The 22,039-nt window shown below is 69.7% G+C and carries 15 protein-coding genes; 11 read left to right on the top strand and 4 right to left on the bottom strand.

Annotation, left to right across the window (positions count from 1 at the left end; translation table 11 throughout):
• Nucleotides 1–6 precede the first annotated feature (6 nt).
• Nucleotides 7–1,020 (top strand): Gfo/Idh/MocA family protein, encoded by a 1,014-nt coding sequence (locus Ate02nite_RS16865; protein ID WP_203806427.1) that lies wholly within the window; start codon nucleotides 7–9, stop codon nucleotides 1,018–1,020.
• Nucleotides 1,017–1,883 carry a sugar phosphate isomerase/epimerase family protein gene (locus Ate02nite_RS16860; RefSeq protein ID WP_203806425.1) on the top strand — a complete coding sequence of 289 codons (867 nt, stop codon included), beginning with the start codon at nucleotides 1,017–1,019 and terminating at the stop codon, nucleotides 1,881–1,883. The genes Ate02nite_RS16865 and Ate02nite_RS16860 overlap by 4 nt, the downstream gene beginning before the upstream one ends.
• Here Ate02nite_RS16860 and Ate02nite_RS16855 read toward each other — a convergent pair.
• Entirely contained in the window at nucleotides 1,870–4,665 is a 2,796-nt protein-coding gene (locus tag Ate02nite_RS16855) for a S8 family serine peptidase (protein ID WP_203806423.1), read from the bottom strand. The two genes, Ate02nite_RS16860 and Ate02nite_RS16855, sit on opposite strands and share 14 nt — an antisense overlap.
• A gap of 78 nt (nucleotides 4,666–4,743) precedes the next feature.
• Here Ate02nite_RS16855 and Ate02nite_RS16850 point away from each other — a divergent pair, with 78 nt between their 5' ends.
• The 7 genes from Ate02nite_RS16850 to Ate02nite_RS16820 all read left to right on the top strand — a co-directional run bounded on the left by Ate02nite_RS16850 (nucleotide 4,744) and on the right by Ate02nite_RS16820 (nucleotide 14,528).
• Complete coding sequence (locus Ate02nite_RS16850; protein WP_203806421.1) at nucleotides 4,744–5,991, top strand: FAD-binding protein; 1,248 nt, start codon at nucleotides 4,744–4,746, stop codon at nucleotides 5,989–5,991.
• A gap of 116 nt (nucleotides 5,992–6,107) precedes the next feature.
• The gene (locus tag Ate02nite_RS16845; protein ID WP_203806419.1) at nucleotides 6,108–7,268 is read left to right on the top strand and encodes a hypothetical protein; all 1,161 of its coding nucleotides are present in this window, start codon (nucleotides 6,108–6,110) and stop codon (nucleotides 7,266–7,268) included.
• A 105-nt stretch (nucleotides 7,269–7,373) separates the two neighbouring features.
• Nucleotides 7,374–9,428: an ATP-dependent zinc metalloprotease FtsH gene (ftsH, locus tag Ate02nite_RS16840; RefSeq protein ID WP_239147465.1), complete on the top strand. Its 2,055-nt coding sequence runs from the start codon at nucleotides 7,374–7,376 to the stop codon at nucleotides 9,426–9,428.
• Nucleotides 9,429–9,607: 179 nt separating this feature from the next.
• A complete protein-coding gene (locus Ate02nite_RS16835) occupies nucleotides 9,608–10,459 on the top strand; it encodes a glycoside hydrolase family 16 protein (RefSeq protein WP_203806417.1) in 852 nt (283 codons plus the stop codon).
• Between the two features lie 347 nt (nucleotides 10,460–10,806).
• Nucleotides 10,807–11,580, top strand: a complete 774-nt coding sequence (locus tag Ate02nite_RS16830) for a glycoside hydrolase family 16 protein (RefSeq protein ID WP_203806415.1) — start codon at nucleotides 10,807–10,809, stop codon at nucleotides 11,578–11,580.
• A 1,193-nt stretch (nucleotides 11,581–12,773) separates the two neighbouring features.
• Nucleotides 12,774–13,886, top strand: a complete 1,113-nt coding sequence (locus tag Ate02nite_RS16825) for a sugar ABC transporter substrate-binding protein (RefSeq protein WP_307873282.1) — start codon at nucleotides 12,774–12,776, stop codon at nucleotides 13,884–13,886.
• A 51-nt stretch (nucleotides 13,887–13,937) separates the two neighbouring features.
• The gene (locus Ate02nite_RS16820) at nucleotides 13,938–14,528 is read left to right on the top strand and encodes a hypothetical protein (RefSeq protein WP_203806411.1); all 591 of its coding nucleotides are present in this window, start codon (nucleotides 13,938–13,940) and stop codon (nucleotides 14,526–14,528) included.
• Here the strand turns inward: Ate02nite_RS16820 and Ate02nite_RS16815 are convergent.
• From Ate02nite_RS16815 to Ate02nite_RS16805, 3 genes are all read right to left on the bottom strand, one after another.
• On the bottom strand, nucleotides 14,525–15,412 hold the full coding sequence (locus Ate02nite_RS16815; RefSeq protein ID WP_203806410.1) for a S41 family peptidase: 888 nt from the start codon (nucleotides 15,410–15,412) through the stop codon (nucleotides 14,525–14,527). The two genes, Ate02nite_RS16820 and Ate02nite_RS16815, sit on opposite strands and share 4 nt — an antisense overlap.
• Before the next feature lie 40 nt (nucleotides 15,413–15,452).
• The gene (locus Ate02nite_RS16810; protein ID WP_203806408.1) at nucleotides 15,453–16,637 is read right to left on the bottom strand and encodes an RsbRD N-terminal domain-containing protein; all 1,185 of its coding nucleotides are present in this window, start codon (nucleotides 16,635–16,637) and stop codon (nucleotides 15,453–15,455) included.
• A 137-nt stretch (nucleotides 16,638–16,774) separates the two neighbouring features.
• Complete coding sequence (locus Ate02nite_RS16805) at nucleotides 16,775–18,973, bottom strand: MMPL family transporter (RefSeq protein ID WP_203806406.1); 2,199 nt, start codon at nucleotides 18,971–18,973, stop codon at nucleotides 16,775–16,777.
• Between the two features lie 258 nt (nucleotides 18,974–19,231).
• Between Ate02nite_RS16805 and Ate02nite_RS16800 the strand changes: the two genes are divergently transcribed.
• Together Ate02nite_RS16800 and Ate02nite_RS16795 are read left to right on the top strand one after the other, a co-directional pair.
• Nucleotides 19,232–19,804, top strand: coding sequence for a TetR/AcrR family transcriptional regulator (locus Ate02nite_RS16800; RefSeq protein WP_203806404.1), 573 nt, complete (start codon nucleotides 19,232–19,234; stop codon nucleotides 19,802–19,804).
• A 12-nt stretch (nucleotides 19,805–19,816) separates the two neighbouring features.
• The gene (locus Ate02nite_RS16795) at nucleotides 19,817–22,000 is read left to right on the top strand and encodes an MMPL family transporter (protein WP_203806402.1); all 2,184 of its coding nucleotides are present in this window, start codon (nucleotides 19,817–19,819) and stop codon (nucleotides 21,998–22,000) included.
• Nucleotides 22,001–22,039 lie beyond the last annotated feature (39 nt).

Genomic DNA, 22,039 nt, shown 5'->3' with positions numbered 1-22,039 from the left:
GTTTCCATGCTCAACGTTGGTGTGATCGGCACCGGCATGATCGGTCAGGACCACATCCGGCGGATGACCACGGTGCTGTCCGGGGTGGCGGTGACCGCGGTCAGCGACGTCGACTCGGCGGTCGCCGCCGACGTCGGCGGCCGGATCGGGGCCACCGTCCACGCCACCGGCGAGGACGTGGTCGCCGACCCGAACGTGGACGCGGTGCTGGTCTGCTCGTGGGGGCCCACCCACGAGCAGTACGTGCTGGCCGCGATCGCCGCCGGCAAGCCGGTGTTCTGCGAGAAACCCCTGGCCACCACCCAGGACGCCTGCCTGCGGATCGTCGAGGCCGAGGTGGCGTACGGCAGCCGGCTGGTCCAGGTCGGTTACATGCGGCGGTTCGACTTCGCCTACCGGCAGCTCAAGCTGACCCTCGAGTCGGGGGAGATCGGCTCGCCGCTGATGATGCACTGCGCCCACCGCAACGCCAGCGTGCCGCCGTTCTACCAGAAGGAGATGGCGATCACCGACACGGCGGTGCACGAGATCGACATGGTGCGCTGGATGTTCGGCGAGGAGATCGCGGCGGCCCGGGTCCTCGTTCCCCGCAAGAGCCGCAACGGCGGCGATCTGCAGGACCCGCTCCTGCTGATCCTGGAGATGGCCAGCGGGGTGATCGTCGACGTCGAGCTCTCGGTCAACATCCGCTACGGGTACGACATCCGCGGCGAGATCGTGGGGGAGGACGGGACGGCGGCGCTGGGCTCCCTCTCACCGCTGGAGATCCGGACGGCGAAACAGCTGGTCACGCCGGTTCCGGCGGACTGGCGGGAGCGCTTCCTGCAGGCGTACGACGTGGAGCTCCAGGAATGGGTGCACGCGCTGGCCCTCGGTGGCCGGCCGCTCGGCCCCACCGCCTGGGACGGTTATGCCGCCGCGGTCGTCTCCGACGCGGGCGTGGCCGCGCTGCGCACCGGCGAGCGGGTCGAGGTCACCCTGGCCGAGCAGCCGAAGCTGTACTTGGGGGTCTCCGCGTGAAGATCGCCCTGGACCCCTACATGCTCCGGACAGTGCCGCTGCTCTCGCTGCCCGGGGTGGTGGCCGACCTCGGCTATCAGTACATCGAGATGTCGCCGCGGGACGACTTCCTGCCGTTCTTCCTGCATCCGCGGATCGACGACGCCGGCGTGGCCGCGTTCAAGCGGGCCCTGGCCACCGCCGGCGTCTCGGTCTCCTCGGTGCTGCCGCTCTATCGCTGGTCGGGGCCGGACGAGGACGCCCGGCAGGCGGCCGTGCGCTATTGGAAGCGAGCCATCGAGATCACCGTGGACCTCGGCGTGGACGTGATGAACTCCGAGTTCAACGGCCGCCCGTCGCAACCCGGCGAGAGCGAGGCGCAGTTCTGGCGTTCGATGGAGGAGCTGCTGCCGATCTTCGAGCGGGAGGGCGTACGGCTGGTTCTCGAACCGCACCCGGACGACTTCGTCGAGGACGGCATCGCGGGCGTCAACCTGGTCCGCGGCATCAACTCGCCGAACGTCTCGTTCCTGTACTGCGCGCCGCACACCTTCCACCAGGGCGGCGACCTCGCCGCCGTGCTGAAGCACGCCGGCCCGCTGCTGACCCAGCTGCACCTGGCCGATTCGTTCGACCATCGCGGGTCGTCCGGCCTGCGGTACATCGTGAATCCGCCCGGCTCGACCGCCCGGGTCCACCAGCACCTCGACATCGGGCAGGGCGAGGTCGACTGGGACCTGTTCTTCGCGACCTTGGCCGAGGTCGGGTTCGACGGCATCGCCACGGTCTGTGTCTTCGCATGGGAAGAGCGGGCCGAGGAATCGGCCCGCTCCAACCTGTCACTGGTCAATCAATATGTGGAGAAGCACTTCAGGAAACCGTGACCACCTTGGTGGTGGTGCTGACGTTGCCGAGCTTGTCGGTCGCCTTCAGCGTCCAGGTGGCGGCGCCCTTGCTCATCGCCGAGGTGTCGACGGTCAGCGTGTAGGGGCTGGTGGTGCTGGTCGCCAGGCTCTGCCCGGCGGCGTCGAGCAGTTCCAGCGACTCGACGCCGGCCGGGTCGGTGACGCTCGTCCGGATCTGGGTGGCGGCCGCGGCCGGGAACTTGACGGTGAAGACCGTCACCTTCGGGCCGGCGTAGTCCACGTTGATCGTCTTGTTGACGGTCGTCGTGTTGCCGGCCGCGTCGGTCGTCTTGACCGCCACCGCGAAGGCGCCGGACAGACCGGTCGTGTCCCAGTCGATCGACCACGGGGCCGAGGTGAGCTGGGCGATCGACTTGCCCTTGACCAGAACGTCCATCGTCGCGGTGTCGTCCGACGCGGTGGTCAGCGCGATCGGCACGATGCCGTTGGCGTACGCGCTCGGCAGCGTCCAGGCCGCCGACGGCGCCGTGTTGTCGACCACGAACGTGCTGGTCGCCGTGGTGACGTTGCCGGCCCAGTCGGTCGCGGTGATCGCCGCCGACACGGTGCCGGTGATGCCGGCGCTGCCCCACTTGGCCGCGTACGGCGCCGTGGTGGGGCTGCTGATCGTGACGGTCTTGCCGCTCGGCAGGGTCAGCGCCATCTTCACGCTGCGCAGGCCGGTGTCGTCGGTGACGTCCGGGGTGAGGACGAGGTTGCCGCGGGCCGCGCTCGCGGCGATGTCGCCGACGACCGGGGCGGTGTTGTCGAACAGCACCGTCTTGTCCACCGTGGTGATCTGGCCGAGCTTGTCGGTGGCGCGCAGGGTCAGCGTGGTGTCCCCGCTGAACGAGCTGCCGTCGACCGGGATGACGTACGGCGTCGTGGTGTCGGCGCCGAGCACGTTGCCGGCGGCGTCGAGCACCTCGACCGAGGCGACCCCGGCGGTGTCGGTGGCGGTGGCCTTGACCTCGACCGTACCGCGCAACGCCGACTTGGTCGCGACGGTCGGGCCGCCCCAGGCCAGCTTCGGTCCGGCGTTGTCGACGCCCACGTTCTTCGTGGTGGTGCTGCTGTTGCCGGCCAGATCGGTCACCGAGACCTTGACCGGGATGGTGCCGGCCAGCCCGCTGGTGTCCCAGTCGTACGTCCACGGCGCGGAGGTGACCGTACCGACCAGGACGTTCTTGACGTAGACGTCCATCTCCGCGATGTCGTCGGACGGGTTGGCCAGGGTCACCGCGGTGGGGCCGGTGACGAACGAGGAGAGGGTGAGCGCCGCCGAGGGGGCGGTGTTGTCCACGTTCAGCACGGTGCCGGCGGTGGTGCTGTTGCCGGCGGTGTCGGTGGCGGTGATCGAGATGGCCACCGCGCCGGTGATCCCGGTGCTGTTGTAGACCATCGAGAACGGCGCCTTGGTGGCGGTGGTCGCGATCGTCTTGCCGTTCGGCTGGGTCACGGTCATCTTCACCGTCTTGATGCCGCCGGCGGTGGAGGCGACCGTCGGGGTCACGGTGACCTTGCCGCGGGCCGGGGAGACCGGCGACGTGGCGATCTCCGAGATGCTGAGCGCCGGGCTCGCGGTGATCTGCTGGACGGCCCGGCCGACGTTGAGACGGCCCTTGGCGACCCAGGTGCCGATGCTGTCGCCGGAGTTCTCCAGCGCGTCGCGGACCTGGTCGGCGGTGGCGTCCGGCTTGGCCGACAGCACCAGACCGGCGGCGCCCGCGACGAGCGGGGCGGCCGAACTGGTGCCCTCGAACATGGTGAAGTTGCCACCGCTTGCCGACTGGGCGATGTTGCTGCCCGGCGCGGCCAGGTCGACCCACTGGTCGGCCGTCGCGTTGTAGTTCGACCAGGAGTACCGGCCGTCGCCCTGGGTCGAGCCGGCCACCGCGATCGCCGGGATGCTGGCGGCCGGGTAGGTGCGGGTGGTCTTGCTGTCGTTACCGGCCGAGGCGACCACGACGACGTTGTGCGCGTAGGCGTACTGGACGGCCGAGTCGAGCAGTTGGCTGCTCTCCGCACCGCCGAGCGACAGGTTGATCACGTCGGCGCCGTTGTCGACGGCGTACGTGATGCCCTTCGCGATGTTGTCGTAGGTGCCCGTGCCGTCCGCGCCCAGCACCTTGACCGGCAGGATCCGGCACTGCCAGCAGACGCCGACCATGGCGGCACCGTTGTTGCCGGCCGCCGCGGCCACGGTGGCCACCGCCGTACCGTGCCCGGCGTCGTCGCTCGGGTCGCTGTCGTCGTTGACGAAGTCGTAGCCGGGCAGCACCCGGCCGGCGATCTCACTGACCTCGTTGACCCCGGTGTCGACCACGGCTACCACCACGGCGTCGCCGGTGGTGACGTCCCAGGCGGCCGGCGTCTTGCTGGTCGCCAGACCCCACTGCCGCGCGTAGAAGGCGTCGTCCGGCGTGACGTCGTCCGCCGAAGCGACCGCGTTCGTCTCCACGTAGGCGACGTTCGGGTCGGCCTTGAGCGTGGCCACCGCGTCCGCCCGGTCCGCGGCCGGCACGGCCACGGTCACGGCGGAGAGCTCGGCCGACGCGTCGCTGGACAGCACCTTGACGTCCGGGTCGGCGTCGAGCTTCCGGACGGTCGCGGCCGCGGTCGACGCCGAGCGCAGACCGACGATCAGCTGGGACGGAGTCGTGCTCGTGGCCGCCGCGAAGACCGGCGTTGCGGTTACGGATACGCCGAGCGTTGCCGCGGCGATGACCGCTGCGGTTGCGGCCGGAAGTCGATACCTCAAGTCAGATCACCTCGCGGGACAGAATCGGTTGTCCCGCGCGCTATCCAAGATCTTTTGCCAACGTCCTAAGCTGGGGCGATGAGCGAGCGCGTAACCAACTGGGCCGGCAACATCGTCTTCGGTGCAAGGCAGTTGCACCGGCCGCACCATGTCGAACAGGTCCGGGATCTGGTCGTGGCGGGTGGACCGTTGCGCGTTCTGGGCAGCGGGCACTCCTTCAACCGGATGGCCGACACCGACGGCGATCTGATCTCGCTGGCCGATCTGCCGCGAATCGTGGAGATCTCGGCCGACCGCCGGTCGGTCCGGGTCGACGGCGGCATCCGCTACGGCGAACTTGCGGTCCGGCTGTCCGAGGAGGGCCTGGCCCTGCGGAACATGGCGTCGCTGCCGCACATCTCGGTGGCCGGCGCGGTCGCCACCGCCACCCACGGCTCCGGGGTGCGCAACGCCAACCTGGCCACCGCGGTCTCCTCGCTCGAACTGATCGACGGCACCGGCCGGTCGGTCACCCTGACCCGCGACGACCCCGACCTGCTGGGTGCGGTCGTCGGGCTGGGCGCGCCGGGCATCGTCACGGCGCTGACTCTCGACGTGGTCGAGGCCTTCGAACTGCGGCAATACGTGTACGACGCGGTGCCGCGCGCCTCGATCGAGAGCAGCCTGGCCGAGATGCTGGCCGACGGCTACAGCGTCAGCCTGTTCACCGACTGGACCGGGCTCGACGCCAACATGGGCTGGCTGAAGCGCGCCTCACTGCTGGAGGGCGACTGGTACGGCGCACGCCGGGCGGACGGTCCGCGGCACCCGGTGCCCGGCATGCCGCCGGCCAACAGCACCGACCAGTCCGGCGAGCCGGGCGCCTGGCACACCCGGCTGCCGCACTTCCGGATGGAGTTCACCCCGAGCGCCGGTGCCGAGCTGCAGTCGGAGTGGCACGTGGCGGCCACCGACGCGCTGGCCGCGATCGACGCGGTCGCCTCGATCCGCGAGCGGGTCGCCGCGGTGCTGCAGGTGTGTGAGATCCGCGCGGTCGCGGCCGACGAGCTGTGGCTGAGCCCGAATTACCACCGGGCCAGCGTGGCGCTGCACTTCACCTGGATCGCCGACACCGACGCGGTGCTGCCGGTGGTGGCCGAGATCGAGGAGCGGCTGGCGCCGCTGCACCCGCGCCCGCACTGGGGCAAGGTCTTCACCACCCCGGCGGCGGTGCTGGCCGCGGATTACGAGCGGTTCGGCGATTTTCAAGATCTTGTACGCCGTTACGACCCGACCGGAACCTTCCGAAACCCCTGGTTGGACGCGATCTTGGGGGATGTCAAGTAAACCGGTAACAACCTGCGCAGATAAAATAATTCTTAAGCGTTGATCCGCCCGTGGGAGCGCTCCCGTATAGCCAGCCGAAGCGAATTGGTCAGGCTTACCGGAAGGCGCAGGATCCAATGTACAGGTCCCGGTCGTACAAGAAACCCACCAGTAACGCGCGCCGCTGGCAGATCGGTGCCGTGGCCGGGGTTGCGCTCGCCATCGTGGGCGTCGGTCTCGGCGTCGCCTCCGCCGCCGAGGCGGTCCCGACGGTCAACTGTCCCGCCGTCAAGATCGGCGTTGCGGTACCGGCTCAGGCGCAGGCCGAGGTGCAGAGCAACCTCCAACTGCTCAACACCCAGATCAACGAGGCCAACACCCGGCTGAAGAACACCGTCGGCCAGGGTGGCCCCCAGTTCATCCAGAACGCGATCCTCGGCCCGCTGGCCGACAAGCGATTCGCCACCATCAACCGGATGGAAACGGCGATCGGGCGTAACGCCGCGAAGCCGGACCTGAACGCCGAGGGCCTCAAGACCTGCACGCTGAACCAGAACGGCGGCACGTCCGCCGCGCAGCCCACCGCGGTGCCGTCCACCGCGGCCGCCGGCAACGGTGCCGCCGCCGGCTCGGGCAACGCGGCCGCCGGCGTCGGCAACATCAGCTGCCCGCAGGTCAACGTGAACGTCGCGGTGCCGGCGTCGGCCGCCGCCGAGGTGCAGCGCAACCTCGAACTGCTCAACACCCAGATCACCGAGGCGCAGAAGCGGCTCGAGGGCTCGGTCGGGCAGGGTGGCATCAACTTCGTGCAGAACGCGATCCTCGGCCCGCTGGCGGACAAGCGGTTCGCCACGATCAACCGGATCGAGACCGCGATCGGCCGCCAGTCCACCAAGCCGAACCTGAACGCCGAGGGTCTCAAGACCTGCACGGTCAGCAACAGCGCCGGTGCCGCACAGGGCACCGGGGTCCAGGTCCAGGACGCCGCGGCCGTCGCCGCGTCGGCTGGCAAGATCAGCTGCCCGGCCGTGAACATCAACGTGGCGATCCCGGCTCAGGCCGCCGCCGAGGTGCAGCGCAACCTCGACCTGCTCGACACCCAGATCGCCGAGTCGCAGAAGCGCCTGGAGAGCACGGTCGGGCAGGGCGGCATCAACTTCGTGCAGAACGCGATCCTCGGCCCGCTGGCCGACAAGCGGAACTCGACGATCAACCGGATCGAGACGGCGATCGGCCGCAACGCCGCCAAGCCGAACCTGAACGCCGAGGGTCTCAAGACCTGCACCGTCGTGAAGTAGCGACAACCTGATCGGATCTCCGGGTGCCCCCAACGGTGGTGGGGTGCCCGGAGATCTTGCTTACGCACGTGTATTCCTGTCACATCCGAGCGGTACGTTTTGCTCATGCCCGCCGATGCGCCGAAACCGCCCGCCCGCCACCCCTGGCGGGTCGAGGGAGCGCCACCCGCCACCGAGCCCGACGGCCCCAAGAAGCCCAGGCCCGCGTGGATGCGTTTCGGCTGGATGCTGGTGGTGCTGCTGGCGATCAACTGGATCATCTCGTCGTTCCTGCTGTCGCCGCCCGAGCGCACCTCGGTGTCGTACACGTTCTTCCTGACCCAGGTGCAGTCGGCCAACGTCAAGGAGATCACCTCGACCGGCGACACCATCGAGGGCGAGTTCACCAAGAAGGCGTCCTACACGCCGTCCGGCGAGACCAAGGCCGAAGACGTCGACCGGTTCACCACCCAGCGTCCGTCTTTCGCCGACGATGACCTGTTCGCGAAGCTGCAGGCCACCAACGTCCCGGTCAATGCCAACTCACCCGACAAGTCGGCGCCGGTGTGGCAGCAGATCCTGGTCGGCTTCGGCCCCACCCTGCTTCTGGTCGGCCTGCTCGTCTGGTTCAGCCGGCGGGCCGCGGCCGGTCTGGGCGGCGGGGGCGGTGGCCTCGGTGGCTTCGGCCGCTCCCGGGCCAAGCTCTACCAGCCCGAGTCCGGCCCGCGCACCACGTTCGCCGACGTGGCCGGCATCGAGGAGGTCGAGCAGGAGGTCACCGAGATCGTCGACTTCCTGCGCGAGCCCGAGAAATACCGCAAGCTCGGCGCCCAGATCCCGCACGGCGTGCTGCTGTCCGGCCCGCCCGGCACCGGCAAGACGCTGCTGGCCCGCGCGGTCGCCGGCGAGGCCCAGGTGCCGTTCTTCTCGATCTCGGCCTCCGAGTTCATCGAGATGATCGTGGGCGTCGGCGCCTCCCGGGTCCGCGACCTGTTCGACCAGGCCAAGAAGGTCGCCCCGTCGATCATCTTCATCGACGAGCTCGACGCGATCGGCCGGGCCCGCGGCGGCTCCCAGTCGCTCGGCGGCAACGACGAGCGCGAGCAGACGCTCAACCAGATCCTCACCGAGATGGACGGCTTCACCGGCAGCGAGGGTGTCGTGGTGCTGGCCGCCACCAACCGCGCCGAGATCCTCGACTCGGCGCTGCTGCGGCCCGGCCGGTTCGACCGCCGGGTCACCGTCAGCCCACCCGACCTGGCCGGCCGGCGCGCCATCCTGGCCGTGCACACCCGGGGTGTCCCGGTCGCCGAGGGCGTCGACCTCGACGCCCTCGCCTCGTCCACCCCCGGCATGGTCGGCGCCGACCTGAAAAACCTGGTCAACGAGGCGGCCCTGCTCGCCGCCCGGCGTGGCCACGACCAGGTGCAGACGCCCGACTTTACCGACGCCCTGGAAAAGATCATGCTGGGCACGGTCCGGGGCATCATGCTCACCACCGAGGAGAAGGAGCGCACCGCGTTCCACGAGTCGGGGCACGCCCTGCTCGGCATGCTCACCCCCGGCGCCGACCCGGTCCGCAAGATCTCGATCATCCCGCGCGGCCAGGCCCTCGGCGTCACGTTCCAGAGCCCGTCGGCCGACCGCTACGGCTACTCGGCGAAGTACCTGCGCGGCCGCATCATCGGCGCGCTCGGCGGCCGGGCCGCCGAGGAGGTCGTCTACGGCGACATGACCACCGGAGCCGAGTCCGACCTCGACCAGGTCAGCAACATCGCCCGCCAGATGGTCGGCCGGTGGGGCATGTCCGAGGCGATCGGCCCGGTCACCGTGCTGCCGCCGCCCGGGCAGGAATCACCGCTCGGCCTCGACGGTGTCGCCCCGGCGACCAAGGAGCTGGTCGATGCCGAGGTCCGCAAGATCGTCGACGAGTGCTACGCCGACGCCCTGCGCCTGCTGCAGCAGCACCGGCCCCAGCTCAACCAGCTGGCCCACAAGCTGCTGGAGAGCGAGACCCTGGACGAGGACGACGCGTACGCCGCGGCCGGCATCGACCGCAGCACCGCCCCCGGCGCGGTGGCCCGCGGCGAGACTCCCGGCGGCCACCCGGCGCCCGGCATCCCGGTCGTTCCCGCGTTCGGTGACTTGACTTCCGACGAATCGAACCACGCCTCTGCGTGATCACTGAGTTGCCTATTGTGTGCCCTGGTCAGGCTGTTTGTCGGAAGTAGGCCGAATGGCCGCAATCTTGAAGCTGATCAACCCTCGCGGTTCCCGGCGTTCACTCCAAAGATGGCAAGATGTGCGCGGTCACTCGATCGCGCCGCCTGCCGGCCGGTGTTCGTCTGCCTGGAGGGGTTTTGCTCAAGCGGTTAGCCGCCATCGGTGCGGGCCTCGCTCTCGTCGGCGCGCTCGCGGCGTGCGGTCCGGACGCGGCCACCGACGCGGCCGAGCCCACCTTCGTCACCCCCAGTGGCGTCACCGCCTCGGGGGCGAAGAGTCCGGCCAGCACCGCGAAACCGGTGAAGACCGTGAAGTGGGGCGACCCGATCATGGAGGAGAACTTCAACGGGCCGCTCTCCAGCCGCTGGGCCCGCTACCACACTCCGGACGCCAAGAAGTCGCCCCGCAGCCGTAACCACATCTCGGTCTCCGACGGCCTGCTGCACCTCACCGGAGGCGTCGACCCGAATTACGGCACCGACCTCGGCGCCGGCGTGATGTACCTCAAGGACTACAAGTACGGGCATTTCGAGATCCGCTTCCGGGTGGATGCCGGGGCCGGCTACGCGGTGGCGATTTTGATGTGGCCCAAGAACAACGACGACTGGCCCGAGGCCGGCGAGATCGACTTCATCGAGATCAACAACCCGACCCGGCAGACCGCCAGCGGCTACGTGCACCACGGCAAGGACAACGAGACCGTGGGCATCGACAGCTACCAGGGCGACTTCACCAAGTTCCACACCATCTCGGCAGACTGGCTGCCCGACCGGATCACCTATTACCTGGACGGCAAGCAGGTCTTCAACGCCGTGCCGAGCGATCTGAAGTCCGGACTTCCCGACGAATCGGTGATGAACCTGGCGATCCAGCTCGATCAGGGCTGTCGCAAGTTCATTCCCTGCCGTAATGACGCGACCCCCGACAAAGTGGTCATGGACATTGACTGGGTCAAAATCTACAAAATGCCCAAAAACTACAAGCCGTAGGTCGGGAATTCGAGATCGACCTCGGCCGGAGGGTCAGAATCCCAGGCCATTCCTCCGTCGCGCACTCCGCCATTCCCCCTGAAGGATGGCTTGACGTGCCTGGACGCCAACGGTCGCGCCAGCTTGTGGCCGATCGTCGTACGCCTGGAGGGGTTTTGCTTAAAAGGGTCGTCGCGACCGGCGCGGGTCTTGTTCTTGCGTGTGCCGTGGCGGCGTGCGGATCGGAAACGGCGGACAGTTCCGCCCTGCCCGACCCTGGCGCGTCCGTCGCTGTCACCGGCAGCCAGTCGCCGTCACCGTCCGCCTCCACCGGCCTCGGCGTCGGTGCCGGGGCCGACGCGGGCCCGATGTTGCAGAAACTCGGGGCCGCTATCTACACCACCAGCGCGCCCACGTCGAAGTCGCCGGCCGCCGGCGCCACCGGCGGCGACACCGAGAGCGCCACGGCGTCCAACCCGGCCGGCTGGGGCAACCCGGTCGCGGTGGAGAACTTCGACGGCGCGCTGTCGAGCACCTGGGGTAAGTACGACGCGCCGAACAGCGATCCGCCCCGCAGCGAGGACCAGGTCACGGTCTCCGGCGGGATGATGCACCTGACCGGCAGCGTGAACTCGAAGCTGGGCAAGGACGTCGGCGCCGGGGTGAGCTACAACAAGAACCTCAAGTACGGCCGGTGGGAGGTCCGCTGGCGGGTGGACGCGGGTGCCGGTTACGGCCCGGTCATCCTGCTGTGGCCCAAGAACAACGAGGACTGGCCGACGTACGGCGAGATCGACTTCATGGAGATGGGCGACCCGACCCGCCAGCAGTACGGCACGTACATCCACCACGGCTCGGACAACAACCAGATCGGCCACGAGTGGGTCAAGGGCGACTTCACCGAGTGGCACACCGCCGCCGTCGACTGGCTGCCCGACCGGGTCACGTACTACATGGACGGCAAGAAGGTCTGGAACGTAACCCCCGACATGCTCAAGACCGGCCTGCCCACCGAGACGGTCATGCACCTGGGCATCCAGCTGGACCAGGGCTGCGACGAGTACATGGGTTGCCGCAACGCCCAGACCCCCGACAAGGTCGTCATGGACATCGACTGGGTAAAGGTCTACCAGGCCCCCTGATCCCCACGTCGTGATCGTTCGACCGCCGCGAGATTGACCCCACGCCCGGCGGCAGCGTCCCCGGGGCGCACGCCCGGAGGCGCCCGCCTGGGCCGCGTGTCCGGAGGCGTCCGTCTCGGCCGCGTGTCCGGAGGCGCCCGCTAGGGCCGGATGTCCGGACGCGGCTGGCTGAGGCCGCATGTCCGGAGGCAGCCGCGCGAGGGGCACGCCCGACGGCAGCCGCCTGGGGCGACGTGCGCCGCGGCCCCGGTGCGACGCCGGCCTGACGAGCCCGACCTACCTGGAGTCGTGCCCGGGTCGGAGTGCGCGCGGAAAGCGGCAACCGTCGCGGCGGAGCCCTGTCCGGCCGGCGGCTTCGGCTTCGCTCTGCCTGCCGATATGCGCGTTTGACCCTTTATAGAGCGACACGCGCGGTTGCCCAATGGGGCCGTTGTTCGCCTTGCTTCCCGCAATGCGGACTCGGCACCGCATTTCGGGCGAGGCCAGCACCTCGTGGGCTGCGCCGCGCGGAAAAGGCTGAAATAACGGTTATATCGACCGCGCGATGGCCTGACTTGGCCGATCTTGTCGAATTCGTACCTACCGTTTCGCCGCAGATCGACAAGATCTGGAAGCAGTGCGAAGGCGTTGGAGCCGGGGGAGAGGGGCGGCGTGCCCGCCGTGCCGGATCCGGAGAACACCCTCCGCGGCGGGGCGAAGACCTGCCCGGCCTGCCCGGCCTGCCCGGCCTGCCCGGCCTGCCCGGCCTGCCCGGCCTGCCCGGCCTGCCTGCCCGGCTCGGCCTGCCCTGGCGGGCCCGGCCCTGGCCTGCCAGGCCCGCGCTCCGGCCCCGCGCCCCGCCTTCGGCCCTGCGGTTGGGGCCCGCGCCTTCGGCCTCGTGCCGTAGGCCCGCGCTTTCGGCTTCCGTGCCGTGGGACAGGCGCGTGGGTCGGGCCGGGCTGGCGCTTGGGCCTGGTGCGGGGGAGCGGTGGGCTGGGGGTTTGGGATTTGGTACTTGGGGTGCATTTATTATTTGTTGATCTATAAATAGGAAACTATCTTGATATCGGCCGCGTTAACGGAAGCACTTGTGGGTGAGGAGACTCGTGCTGGGAAGTTAGGGCGGCTAGGATTATTGACCACTTTGGCTTCTTTTACGTCCTTGGTGGGGCTGTGTTGACACATCGAGGTTGAGTAATTACTGTTCGGCAGCGATGATGATCCATATTTGGACACCCTCTTTCGGAAAAGTTCGGCTTGCCATTGCTGGGGCTCTGGCAGTCACTCTTCTCGCTGGCTGCAGCGCTGCGGATGACTCTAAAAGCGCAGGTGGATCCGGTGTCGGCGTGGGTGTGGTGCTGACCGATGTGACCAGTTCGCCGCGCTGGAAGAATCAGGACCCGGGGTATTTTCGTGACGCATTCCGGAACGCCGGCGTTTCTGCTGAGGTTCGGCATGTGGCGGTGGACGGGTCGGAATTCCGGGATGTCGGCGAGGCCCTGATAAAGCAGGGCGTCAAGGTGCTGATCATCACCAGCCCGGACTCCGCCGCCGGGAAAGCCCTCATCGCCAGTGCTCGCGAGGCGAAGGTGACGGTCATCGACTATGACCGGCTCACCGTCGGCGGGAGTGCCGACTACGTCGTCGGGTTCGACTCGGCCGAGATCGGCCGGATGCAGGGCTACGCGATGATCAAATGCCTGGGAACCAAGTCGGCCAATCCACTGGTCGCGGAGCTCAACGGGGCGCCGTCCGATTACAACGCCGCGCAGCTGACGGCGGGGCACGACATCGTGCTGGAGTCCAGGTACGCCGACGCGGAGTACACCAAGGGCCCGTCGCAGTACGTTCCGGGCTGGGCGCCGGCCCAGGCCAAGGACATCTTCACCCAGATGATCGGGCAGCAGCCGCGGATCGACGGGGTGCTGGCCGCCGACGACGGCATCGCGGCCGCCGCCATCGGGGTTCTGCGCGGGCTGGGCCGCAACGGCAAGGTTCCGGTGACCGGGCAGAACGCGACCGTCGAGGGGCTGCGCAACGTGCTGACCGGCGATCAGTGCATGACCGTCTACAAGCGCATCAAGCTCGAGGCCCAGACCGCCGCCAACATCGCGGTTCAGCTGCTGCGCGGGCAGAAGCCGCCGGTCAGCGCGACGATCAACGACCCGGAGTCCAACCGGGAGATCCCGTTCAACGGCCTGGTACCGCTGCCGATCACCGCGACCGAGGTCAAGGATGTGGTGGCGGACGGCTTCGTCGAGGCGGGTCCGCTGTGCGCCGGCAACTATCAGGAGCTGTGCCGGAAGTACGGAGTCATCGGGACCTGATCGTGTCCCTTCCGCAGCGGCCGGGTGACCACTGTGGAACAGGGTGTGATCATGCGTCTGTTCCGTTTGATCATGGTCCTGGTGCCGGTCGCGGGGCTGCTCAGTGCGTGCAGCCCGGCGGCCGAGCCGATCGCGGGGATGGCCATGCGCGACGGCAAGCCGGTCGTCCTCTTCCTGCCCTGCGAGGAGTTCGCCACCGTCAGCGTCTCCCGCGACTACCCCGATCCGCACGACCTGCGGTCCCGGCCGCCCGCTCCGAGCTGGGGGTTCATCACCTCGGACGCCGTGCCGGGCACGGCGGTCGAGCTGCCGTTGTTCGATCGCCCGGCCGCGCCCTGGGAGATCGACGAGGAGGAGCTGACCAGTCTGGAGGCCGGTGAGCGCTACTCGCTGAGCGGCCTCAGTTTCCGCCACGCGATCTTCGTCCACTTCACCGTCGACGACCTGGCCGCGCTCGGGGCGGACCAGGTCCTGACCAACACCTCGAAGGGCAAGCTCAAGGTGGTGGGTCGCGATGCCTTCGCGTCCCGGGCCCGGGACGGCTGCGGGAAGATCCAGCCGAAGCGGGCCCGGCCGTCGATCTCGCCGAGAAGTGTGTCCCCGGTGCCGGGCGAGCCGCGCATTCTCCGCCGCAGCAGCTAGGCCGGCTGCAGGTCGGTCAGGGCCCGGTGCAGGGCGTTCTCGGCGGGGTAGGGGATGTGCGGGACCACGCCGACGCCCTCCCAGTTGCTTCCGGTCTCGGCGTCCCGCACCTCGGCCTCCGGCAGAAGAGCAAGGACCTCCTTCCCCAGCCGTACGGGGATGACATGGTCGGCGGCACCCCGGGTGGTCTCGCCGATCAGGGTGGCCCGGTTGCGGACGGCCAGGTGGTAGGCGAGCGCCTCGGCCGTCGAGTAGGTGTGTCTGCTGATCAGCACGGTCACCTCGCCGGCGAAGGCGGTGCCGCAGGCCAGCTCGGGAGTCCACCACTGGCGGCGGTACCCGGGGTACAGGACCACCGACAGCTGCTGGGACTTCTCGCCGAGCAGCCAGCCGGCCACGGCGGCGGCGGTGGCCGGGTCGCCGCCGTGGTTCGCGCGCAGGTCCAGGATCACCCGGTCGGCGGCGCGGGCCAGCACGGCGGCGGCGTCCAGGTAGGGGCGGGCCGAGCCGAGCGCTTCCAGCGAGTTCAGCGTGATCAGGCAGTCCCCGTGGTCGAGGTGCCGCACCGCGCCGACGCCGCCGGACCGGTGGGCGATCGCGACCGGGTCGGGCGGCGGCCAGCCGGGCATCTCGTCGTCCGACGAGCCGCCCACCCGGATGCCGCTCGGCTCCAGGTGCAGTTCGAGGTGCCGGGAGTGCTGCCGGGCGACCGCCTCGATCGCCTTGCAGACGGCCGCGTCGGCCGGTGCCCGGTCCCCGGCGAACGTCGAGTCCAGCGCGTCCACCAGGCGCTCCCGCCGCGCCCCGGGCGGCATGATCCGGCGCAGTTGCCCGGTCAGCCGGCCGGCGAGTTCCCCGGCCGTCCGGACCTCCTCGATCCCCATCCCCTCACGCTAAGCGTCGGGGCCGTCCGATAGGTGCGGGTCAGGGGGTCTGGTCGGTGGGATGGTGCGACCACGAGCTCAGCGCCCACCACCAGCGGACCGTTTCCAGCACCGGCAGGCCCTCGGCGGGGGTGCCGAAGCCGGTCAGGTCCTGCAGGCGCCGCAGCCGGTAGCGGACCGTGTTGGGGTGCAGGTGCAGGGCGCCCGCGGTCAGGTCGAGGCGCTGGCCGTGGTCGAGGTAGGCCAGGGCGGTGCCGACCAGCTCCCGGTGGAAGTCCTCGGTGGGGGAGAGGGCACCCAGCAGCCCGTCGCTGAGGAACCCGGCCAGCATCGGCTGGGCGGCCAGGGCCGTCTCGCCGGCCAGCTCCACCACGTCGCAGATGCCGGTGGACTCCCGGAAGCGGGCCGCGTGCAGCGCGGTGCGGCACAGCCGGTAGGCGGAGCGGGCCTGGTCGAGGGTGATCGGCGGGGTGGTCACCACGAGCACGGCCGGGTCGAGGGCGCGGCCGCCGGGCAGGCGCGGGGTCAGCCCGCTCAGCCGGCCGCCGACCGGGGCCAGCACACCACCGCAGCGGGCGAAGGCCTGTTCCAGGGCGCGCACCCGGGTCGGGTCGACCACGTCGGAGATCACGCAGTGGTAGCTGCCGCCGTTGTGCAGGCCGAACCGGGCCGGGTCTTCTTCGGGGACAGCCGGGCCGCCGTCGTCGTCCAGCAGCAGGCGACGCAGCACCCGGATGCGGGCGGTGCGGTCGTCCCGGTTGAGGTCGCGCTCGGCCTCGCGGTAGCCGTCCATCACGTGGCGTTCCAGCTCGGTGCCGTACCGGTCGAGTTTCAGCAGGGCCTGGAGCAGCTCGTCGTACGGAATGCCGGCCTCTCGCCCGCGGTTGATGGCGATCTCCAGCAGGCGGCTGCGGCCGCCGTGCACGCCGGCCAGCAGGCCGGCCACCGGCACGCCCAGCGCGGCCCGCTCGGCGCCGAACCGGCTCGCCTCGCTGAAGTCGAGGTTGGGGCCGAAGTCGCCGTCGGCCATCGCCCGGGCGAACGCGGTGAAGCCCGCGGCCAGCAGGGCGGCCACGTGCCGGCGGCTTTCCGTCCAGGGCAGCCGGGCCACCTCGGGGAAGTGCGCGCGGGCGTGCGCCACCACGTCGTCGACCAGGTCGGTGTCGGTGGCCAGCTCTTGCACGAGTGCCGCCACCGTGCCGTTCAGGGAGGAATCCAGGGGCATTGTGTGGGCCACCCGTCGATCGACGTGAGACTTTCTCTTGTTCCGGTTACGTTACCGGAAGGTAACAGCGGTAGCAGCTGACAAAGCCTACAAAAAACGGGCGGACCGCTCCACTAGGGAGCGGTCCGCGAAATCCTCTAGACGCCGGCAAGCTCCGGCTGGCGGTCCTCAACAACCGCCGCCTGCGCGCGGCGCCGCATGAAGCGCGGCGCCCACCAGTTCGCCGGACCCAACAGGGTCATCACCGAGGGCAGCACCACGGCCCGGATGATCGTGGCGTCCAGCAGGATCGCCGCGGCCAGGCCGATGCCCAGCTGCTTCATGTCGATCGTGCTGAGCGTCGCGAAGATCGAGAAGACCGCGACCATCACGATGGCGGCGCTGCTGACCGTGCCGGCCGAGCCGGTGATGCCCTCGGCGACCGCCTCCCGGGTGGGCACGCCCCGGTTGACCGCCTCGCGGATCCGGCTGACCACGAAGACGTGGTAGTCCATCGAAAGCCCGAACAGGACCACGAACAGGAACAGCGGAAGCCAGCTGACGATCGCACCCATCGAGGTGAAGCCGAGCAGGCCTTCGGCCCAATCACCCTGGAAGACCAGGACCAGCAGGCCGTACGCCGCGCCGGCCGAGAGCAGGTTGAGCGCGATCGAGGTGAGCGCCACCACGACCGACCGGAACGTCCACGCCATCACCAGGAACGTCAGGATCAGCACGAAGCCGGCCACGATCGGCAGGGTCTTCCAGACGTGCTCGGCGTAGTCCTCGCTGTCCGCGACCCCGCCGCCGACCGCGTACTTCGCGCCGGCGATGCCGCCCAGTGCGGCCGGCACCAGGCTCTGCCGCAGTTCGTGCAGGCTGTCGGCGGCCTCGTCGCTGCGGGTGGCGAACGGGGTGGCGATATCCAGCACCGACACCGTGCCGTCGGCCGAGACGTCGATCTGCGGGCCGTCCGCCTCGAGCGTGGCGAACAGCGGGTCGGTCTGGGTGCGCTGGGCGAGCCCGGTCAGCGCCGCCTTTACCTTGGTGGCCTGCGCGGCCGGGGCCTGCACGACGACCAGGTGGGTGGTGCCGTTGCTGGGGAACGCGGCGGTCAACCGGTCGTACGCCTGCATCGCCGGTGTGGTCCGGGGCAGGTCCTCCGTACCCGGGAATTTGAGTTTCATCCCGAGCGCGGGAGCAGCGAGCGCAAGCAAAGCAAGCACGCTGACCAGAAGGGTTGCTGCCGGGCGCTTCAGCGCCGGGCTGAGGATCTTGCGCCAGACCTTGCTGCTCTCGCCGCCGCGGTTGGCGGTAAGCCGCCAGATGAACGGCACCCGGGGGCGGTCGACCCAGCGGCCGAGCTTGGCCAGGAGGGCCGGCAGCACGGTGAGCGAGCCGATCACGGCCACCGCGACCACCAGGATCGAGCCGGTGGCGAGCGAGGAGAAGGTGGAGTCGCCGGCCAGGAACAGGCCCGCCATCGCGATGATCACCGCGGTGCCGGAGACCACGACGGCGTGGCCGGAGGTCTCGGCGGCGATCTCCACGGCGTCCACGTGGTTGCGGCCCTTGGCACGTTCCTCGCGTTCCCGGCGTACGTAGAACAGTGAGTAGTCGACGCCGACGGCCATGCCGATCAGCAGGATCACGCTGCTGGTGGCGTCGCCCATCGGCACCAGGTGCGAGGCCAGCGTGGACAGGCCCATGGCGGCGGCGACCGAGGAGAGCGCGAGCAGCAGCGGCACGCCGGCCGCGATGAGCGCGCCGAACGCGATGATCAGGATGAGCAGGGTGACCGGCAGGCTGAGGATCTCGGCCTTCTTGAAGTCGTCGCCGAGCGTGTCGTCGAGCGCCTTGCCGATGGACGGCCCGCCGACCTCCTCGATGCGCAGGTCGGGATGCGCCGCCTGCACCTCGGCGGTGGCCGCGAGCAGTGGGGCCACCCGGTCGGAGGCGGTGTCCGAGACACCGGTCATGGTGATCGGCACGAGCAGCGCGGTGCCATCGGTGGCCGCGATCGGCTCCCCTGTGGTGGAAACTCCGGTCACGTTGGCCAGCTTTGCCCGGGCGTCCGCTGCCGCGGATGAAGCGGCTTTCATGTCGAGCGCACCGGACCGCGCGGTGATCAGCACGTTGTCGACGGCCGGTTCCTCGGCGAACTTGCCGTCCTCGATCATGACGTAGGCCCGGCCGGCCTCGCCGATGGCGTCGTCGGACGCCGATGCATCGCGGGTGCCGGCCATGTTGCCGCCGACGAAGCACACCGCCACGAAAACCACCCAGAGTGCGATCGCACGCCACGGGTGTTCGGCGCTCCAGCGCGCCATGCGTACCGTCATCGGCCGCTTGCCCATTTTCCCCGACCCCCTGTTTTCTGTGTCGAAGCTGAAGTTAGGCAGTGCGGGAGCTGGGTACATCGGGGTCGGACCCCGGTCGCGCCCCCATCCGGTCGCGCGCCGAGAACGATCAGATAGGTGACTCGGCGCCGCCCCAAGACCCACAAAAGGGACGCCGGACCCCGAGAATCGCTCAGGGCTTCCCCCGAATTTCGTGTGAGGACCAACACGGTCGGTTCCCGACCGGATTGGTCCATTGCCGTCTAGGCTGGCCGCATGCCGCGCCCCACGAAGCAGCAGATCGAGGACGAGATTCTGGAGACCGCCGCCGCGCTGTTCGCCCGGCACGGCTTCAAGGAGACGTCCGTCCAGCGCGTGGCCGACGCGGTCGGCTATTCAAAAACCGGTCTCCTGCACCGCTTCCCGTCCAAGGAAGCTCTGCAGGAAGCGGTGATCGAGCGGGCGCTGGCCGACCTGCGGGCGATCTCGGCCGAGGCCGCCGCCCTCCCGGTCGGCCCGGAGCGCGACCGGGTCGTCATCACCGGCGTGGCCCAGCTCGCCCTCGATCGCCCCGGCGCGGTCGCGTTGCTGCTCAGCAGCCTGACCAGTGCTCCCGAGGGCGAGACCCTGCACCAGTTCGGCGAGGCGGTGTTCGCCGCCTTCGGCATCGCCGGCGACCCCGCCTGCGTCACCGAGCACGACCTGCCCCGCATGATCCGGATCGTCGGCGCGCTCGGCGCGGTCGCGGTCACCAGCGTGGCGATGCACGACAAGCTCACCCCCGTCGCCCTCGCCGACATCGTCGAGGTCAGCTACGACGCGCTCGGTCACGAGCGCCCGAAGAAATAGGGACTCCCCAAGATGGCAACCCTGCTGCATCGCCTCGGACTGGGTGCCGTCCGGCACCGGCTGATCGTGACCATCGCCTGGCTGGTGGCGCTGGTCGCGGTCGGCGTCGGCGCGGCGACCCTGTCCGGGCCGACCGTCAACACGTTCTCGATCCCGGGCCAGGAATCGACGACCGCGCTCGATCTGATGAAGCAGCGCTTCGGCGACGCCTCGGCCGGGGCCACCGCGCAGGTGGTCTTCGCGGCTCCGGCCGGTGACAAGGTCACCTCCGAGCAGAACGCCGCCACGATCGCCCAGACCGTCGCGGCCCTGGGCAAGCTGCCCGGCGTGGTCGCGGCCAGCAACCCGCTCGACCCGAAGCAACCGGTGGTGTCGCAGGATCAGTCGGCGGCGTACAGCACGGTCACCTACGGCGTGCAGGGCTCGGAGATCACCGTCGAGGAGCGCGAGGCGCTGCTCGCCGCGGTCGACCAGGCCCGGGCCGGTCAGCTGACCGTCGAGGTGCGCGGCGAGACGTCCAAGGAGTCCGGCGCCGACGTGGGCGGCCCGGCCGAGGGCCTCGGCGTGGTGGTCGCCCTGCTGGTGCTGGCCCTGACCTACGGTTCGCTGGTCGCGGCCGGGATGAACCTGCTGACCTCGATCGTCGGCGTGGGCATCGGCGCGGCCGGCATCTTCACCCTGACCGGCTTCGTCGAGCTGCAGTCGACCACCTCGATCCTGGCGATCATGCTCGGCCTCGCGGTCGGCATCGACTACGCGTTGTTCATCATCACCCGGTTCCGCCAGGAGCTTCGTAATGGACTTGCCGTGCCGGCGGCGGCCGCGATGGCGGTCGGCACCGCCGGTTCGGCGGTGGTCACGGCCGGTTTGACCGTGGTGATCGCGCTGGCCGGCCTCTCGGTGGCCGGCATTCCGTTCCTCACCGAGATGGGCCTGGCCGCGGCGGCCACCATCGTCATCGCCGTGCTCGTCGCGATCACCCTGGTCCCGGCCATCCTCGGCTTCATCGGTTACCGGGCGCTGCCCAAGAAGCTGCGCAACGCGCCGCCGGTCGAGGTGCACGAGGACGAGAGCGGCCGCGGCTTCTTCAAGGGCTGGGCCCACCTGATCACCACCAAGCGCTGGGCCAGCCTGGTCATCGCGGTGGCCGCGCTCGCGGTGATCGCCATTCCGGTGACCAAGATGCAGACCTCGCTGATCCTCAAGGAGGTGCCGGGCAGCACCCAGGAGAAGGCCGACGCGATCATCGCCGAGCGGTTCGGCCCCGGCTTCGCCGGCCCGCTGCTGGTCCTGGTGGACGGGTCCGGTTCGACGGCGTACGCGGCGACCGTGCAGCAGCAGATCAGCTCCCTGCCGGGCGTGCTGGTGGCGACCGCGCCGCAGCCGGACGCGAACGGCACCGCCGCCCTCATCACGATCATCCCGAAGACCGGCCCGGACGACACCGCGACCGTCGACCTGGTGCACGCCCTCCGCGACAAGATCAACGACGGACCCAACGCCCAGGTGTACGTCACTGGGCAGACCGCCATCAGCATCGACGTGTCCCAGAAGCTCGACCAGGCGCTGCCGATCTACCTGGTGCTGGTGGTCGGGCTCGCGTTCCTGCTGCTGGTGCTGGTCTTCCGGTCGATCCTGGTGCCGGTGGCCGGGGTGCTCGGCTTCCTGCTCACGGTCGGGGCCGCGTTCGGCGCCACGGTCGCGGTGTTCCAGTGGGGCTGGCTGGACGTGATCGTCAACGCCAAGGTCAACGGCCCGCTGCTGAGCCTGTCCCCGATCATCATCGTCGGCATCCTGTTCGGCCTGGCGATGGACTACATGGTGTTCCTGGTGTCCCGGATGCACGAGGCGCACGCGCACGGCGCCGAGCCGCGGCAGGCCGTGGTGACCGGCTTCCGGCAGGCCGCCCCGGTGGTGGTCGCGGCGGCCACGATCATGTTCTCGGTGTTCGCCGGCTTCGTCCCGCAGGGCAATGACACGATCAAGCCGATCGCGTTCGCGCTGGCCATCGGCATCCTGTTCGACGCGCTGGTGGTCCGGATGATCGCCATCCCGGCCGCGCTCGCGCTGATGGGTAGGGCGGCCTGGTGGCTGCCGAAGTGGCTGGCCAAGCTGCCCGAGCTGGACGTCGAGGGAGCGGCCCTGGAGCGTCGCGCCCCGGCCCCGGCCGAGGCCGAGAAGGCCCCCATCGGCTGATCGAAGTTTCGCCCGCTTCCTACCGACTCGCCGGAATGC

This window comes from Paractinoplanes tereljensis (assembly GCF_016862435.1).
GTDB lineage: Bacteria > Actinomycetota > Actinomycetes > Mycobacteriales > Micromonosporaceae > Actinoplanes > Actinoplanes tereljensis.
This window is presented reverse-complemented; position numbering and strand designations above follow the sequence as displayed.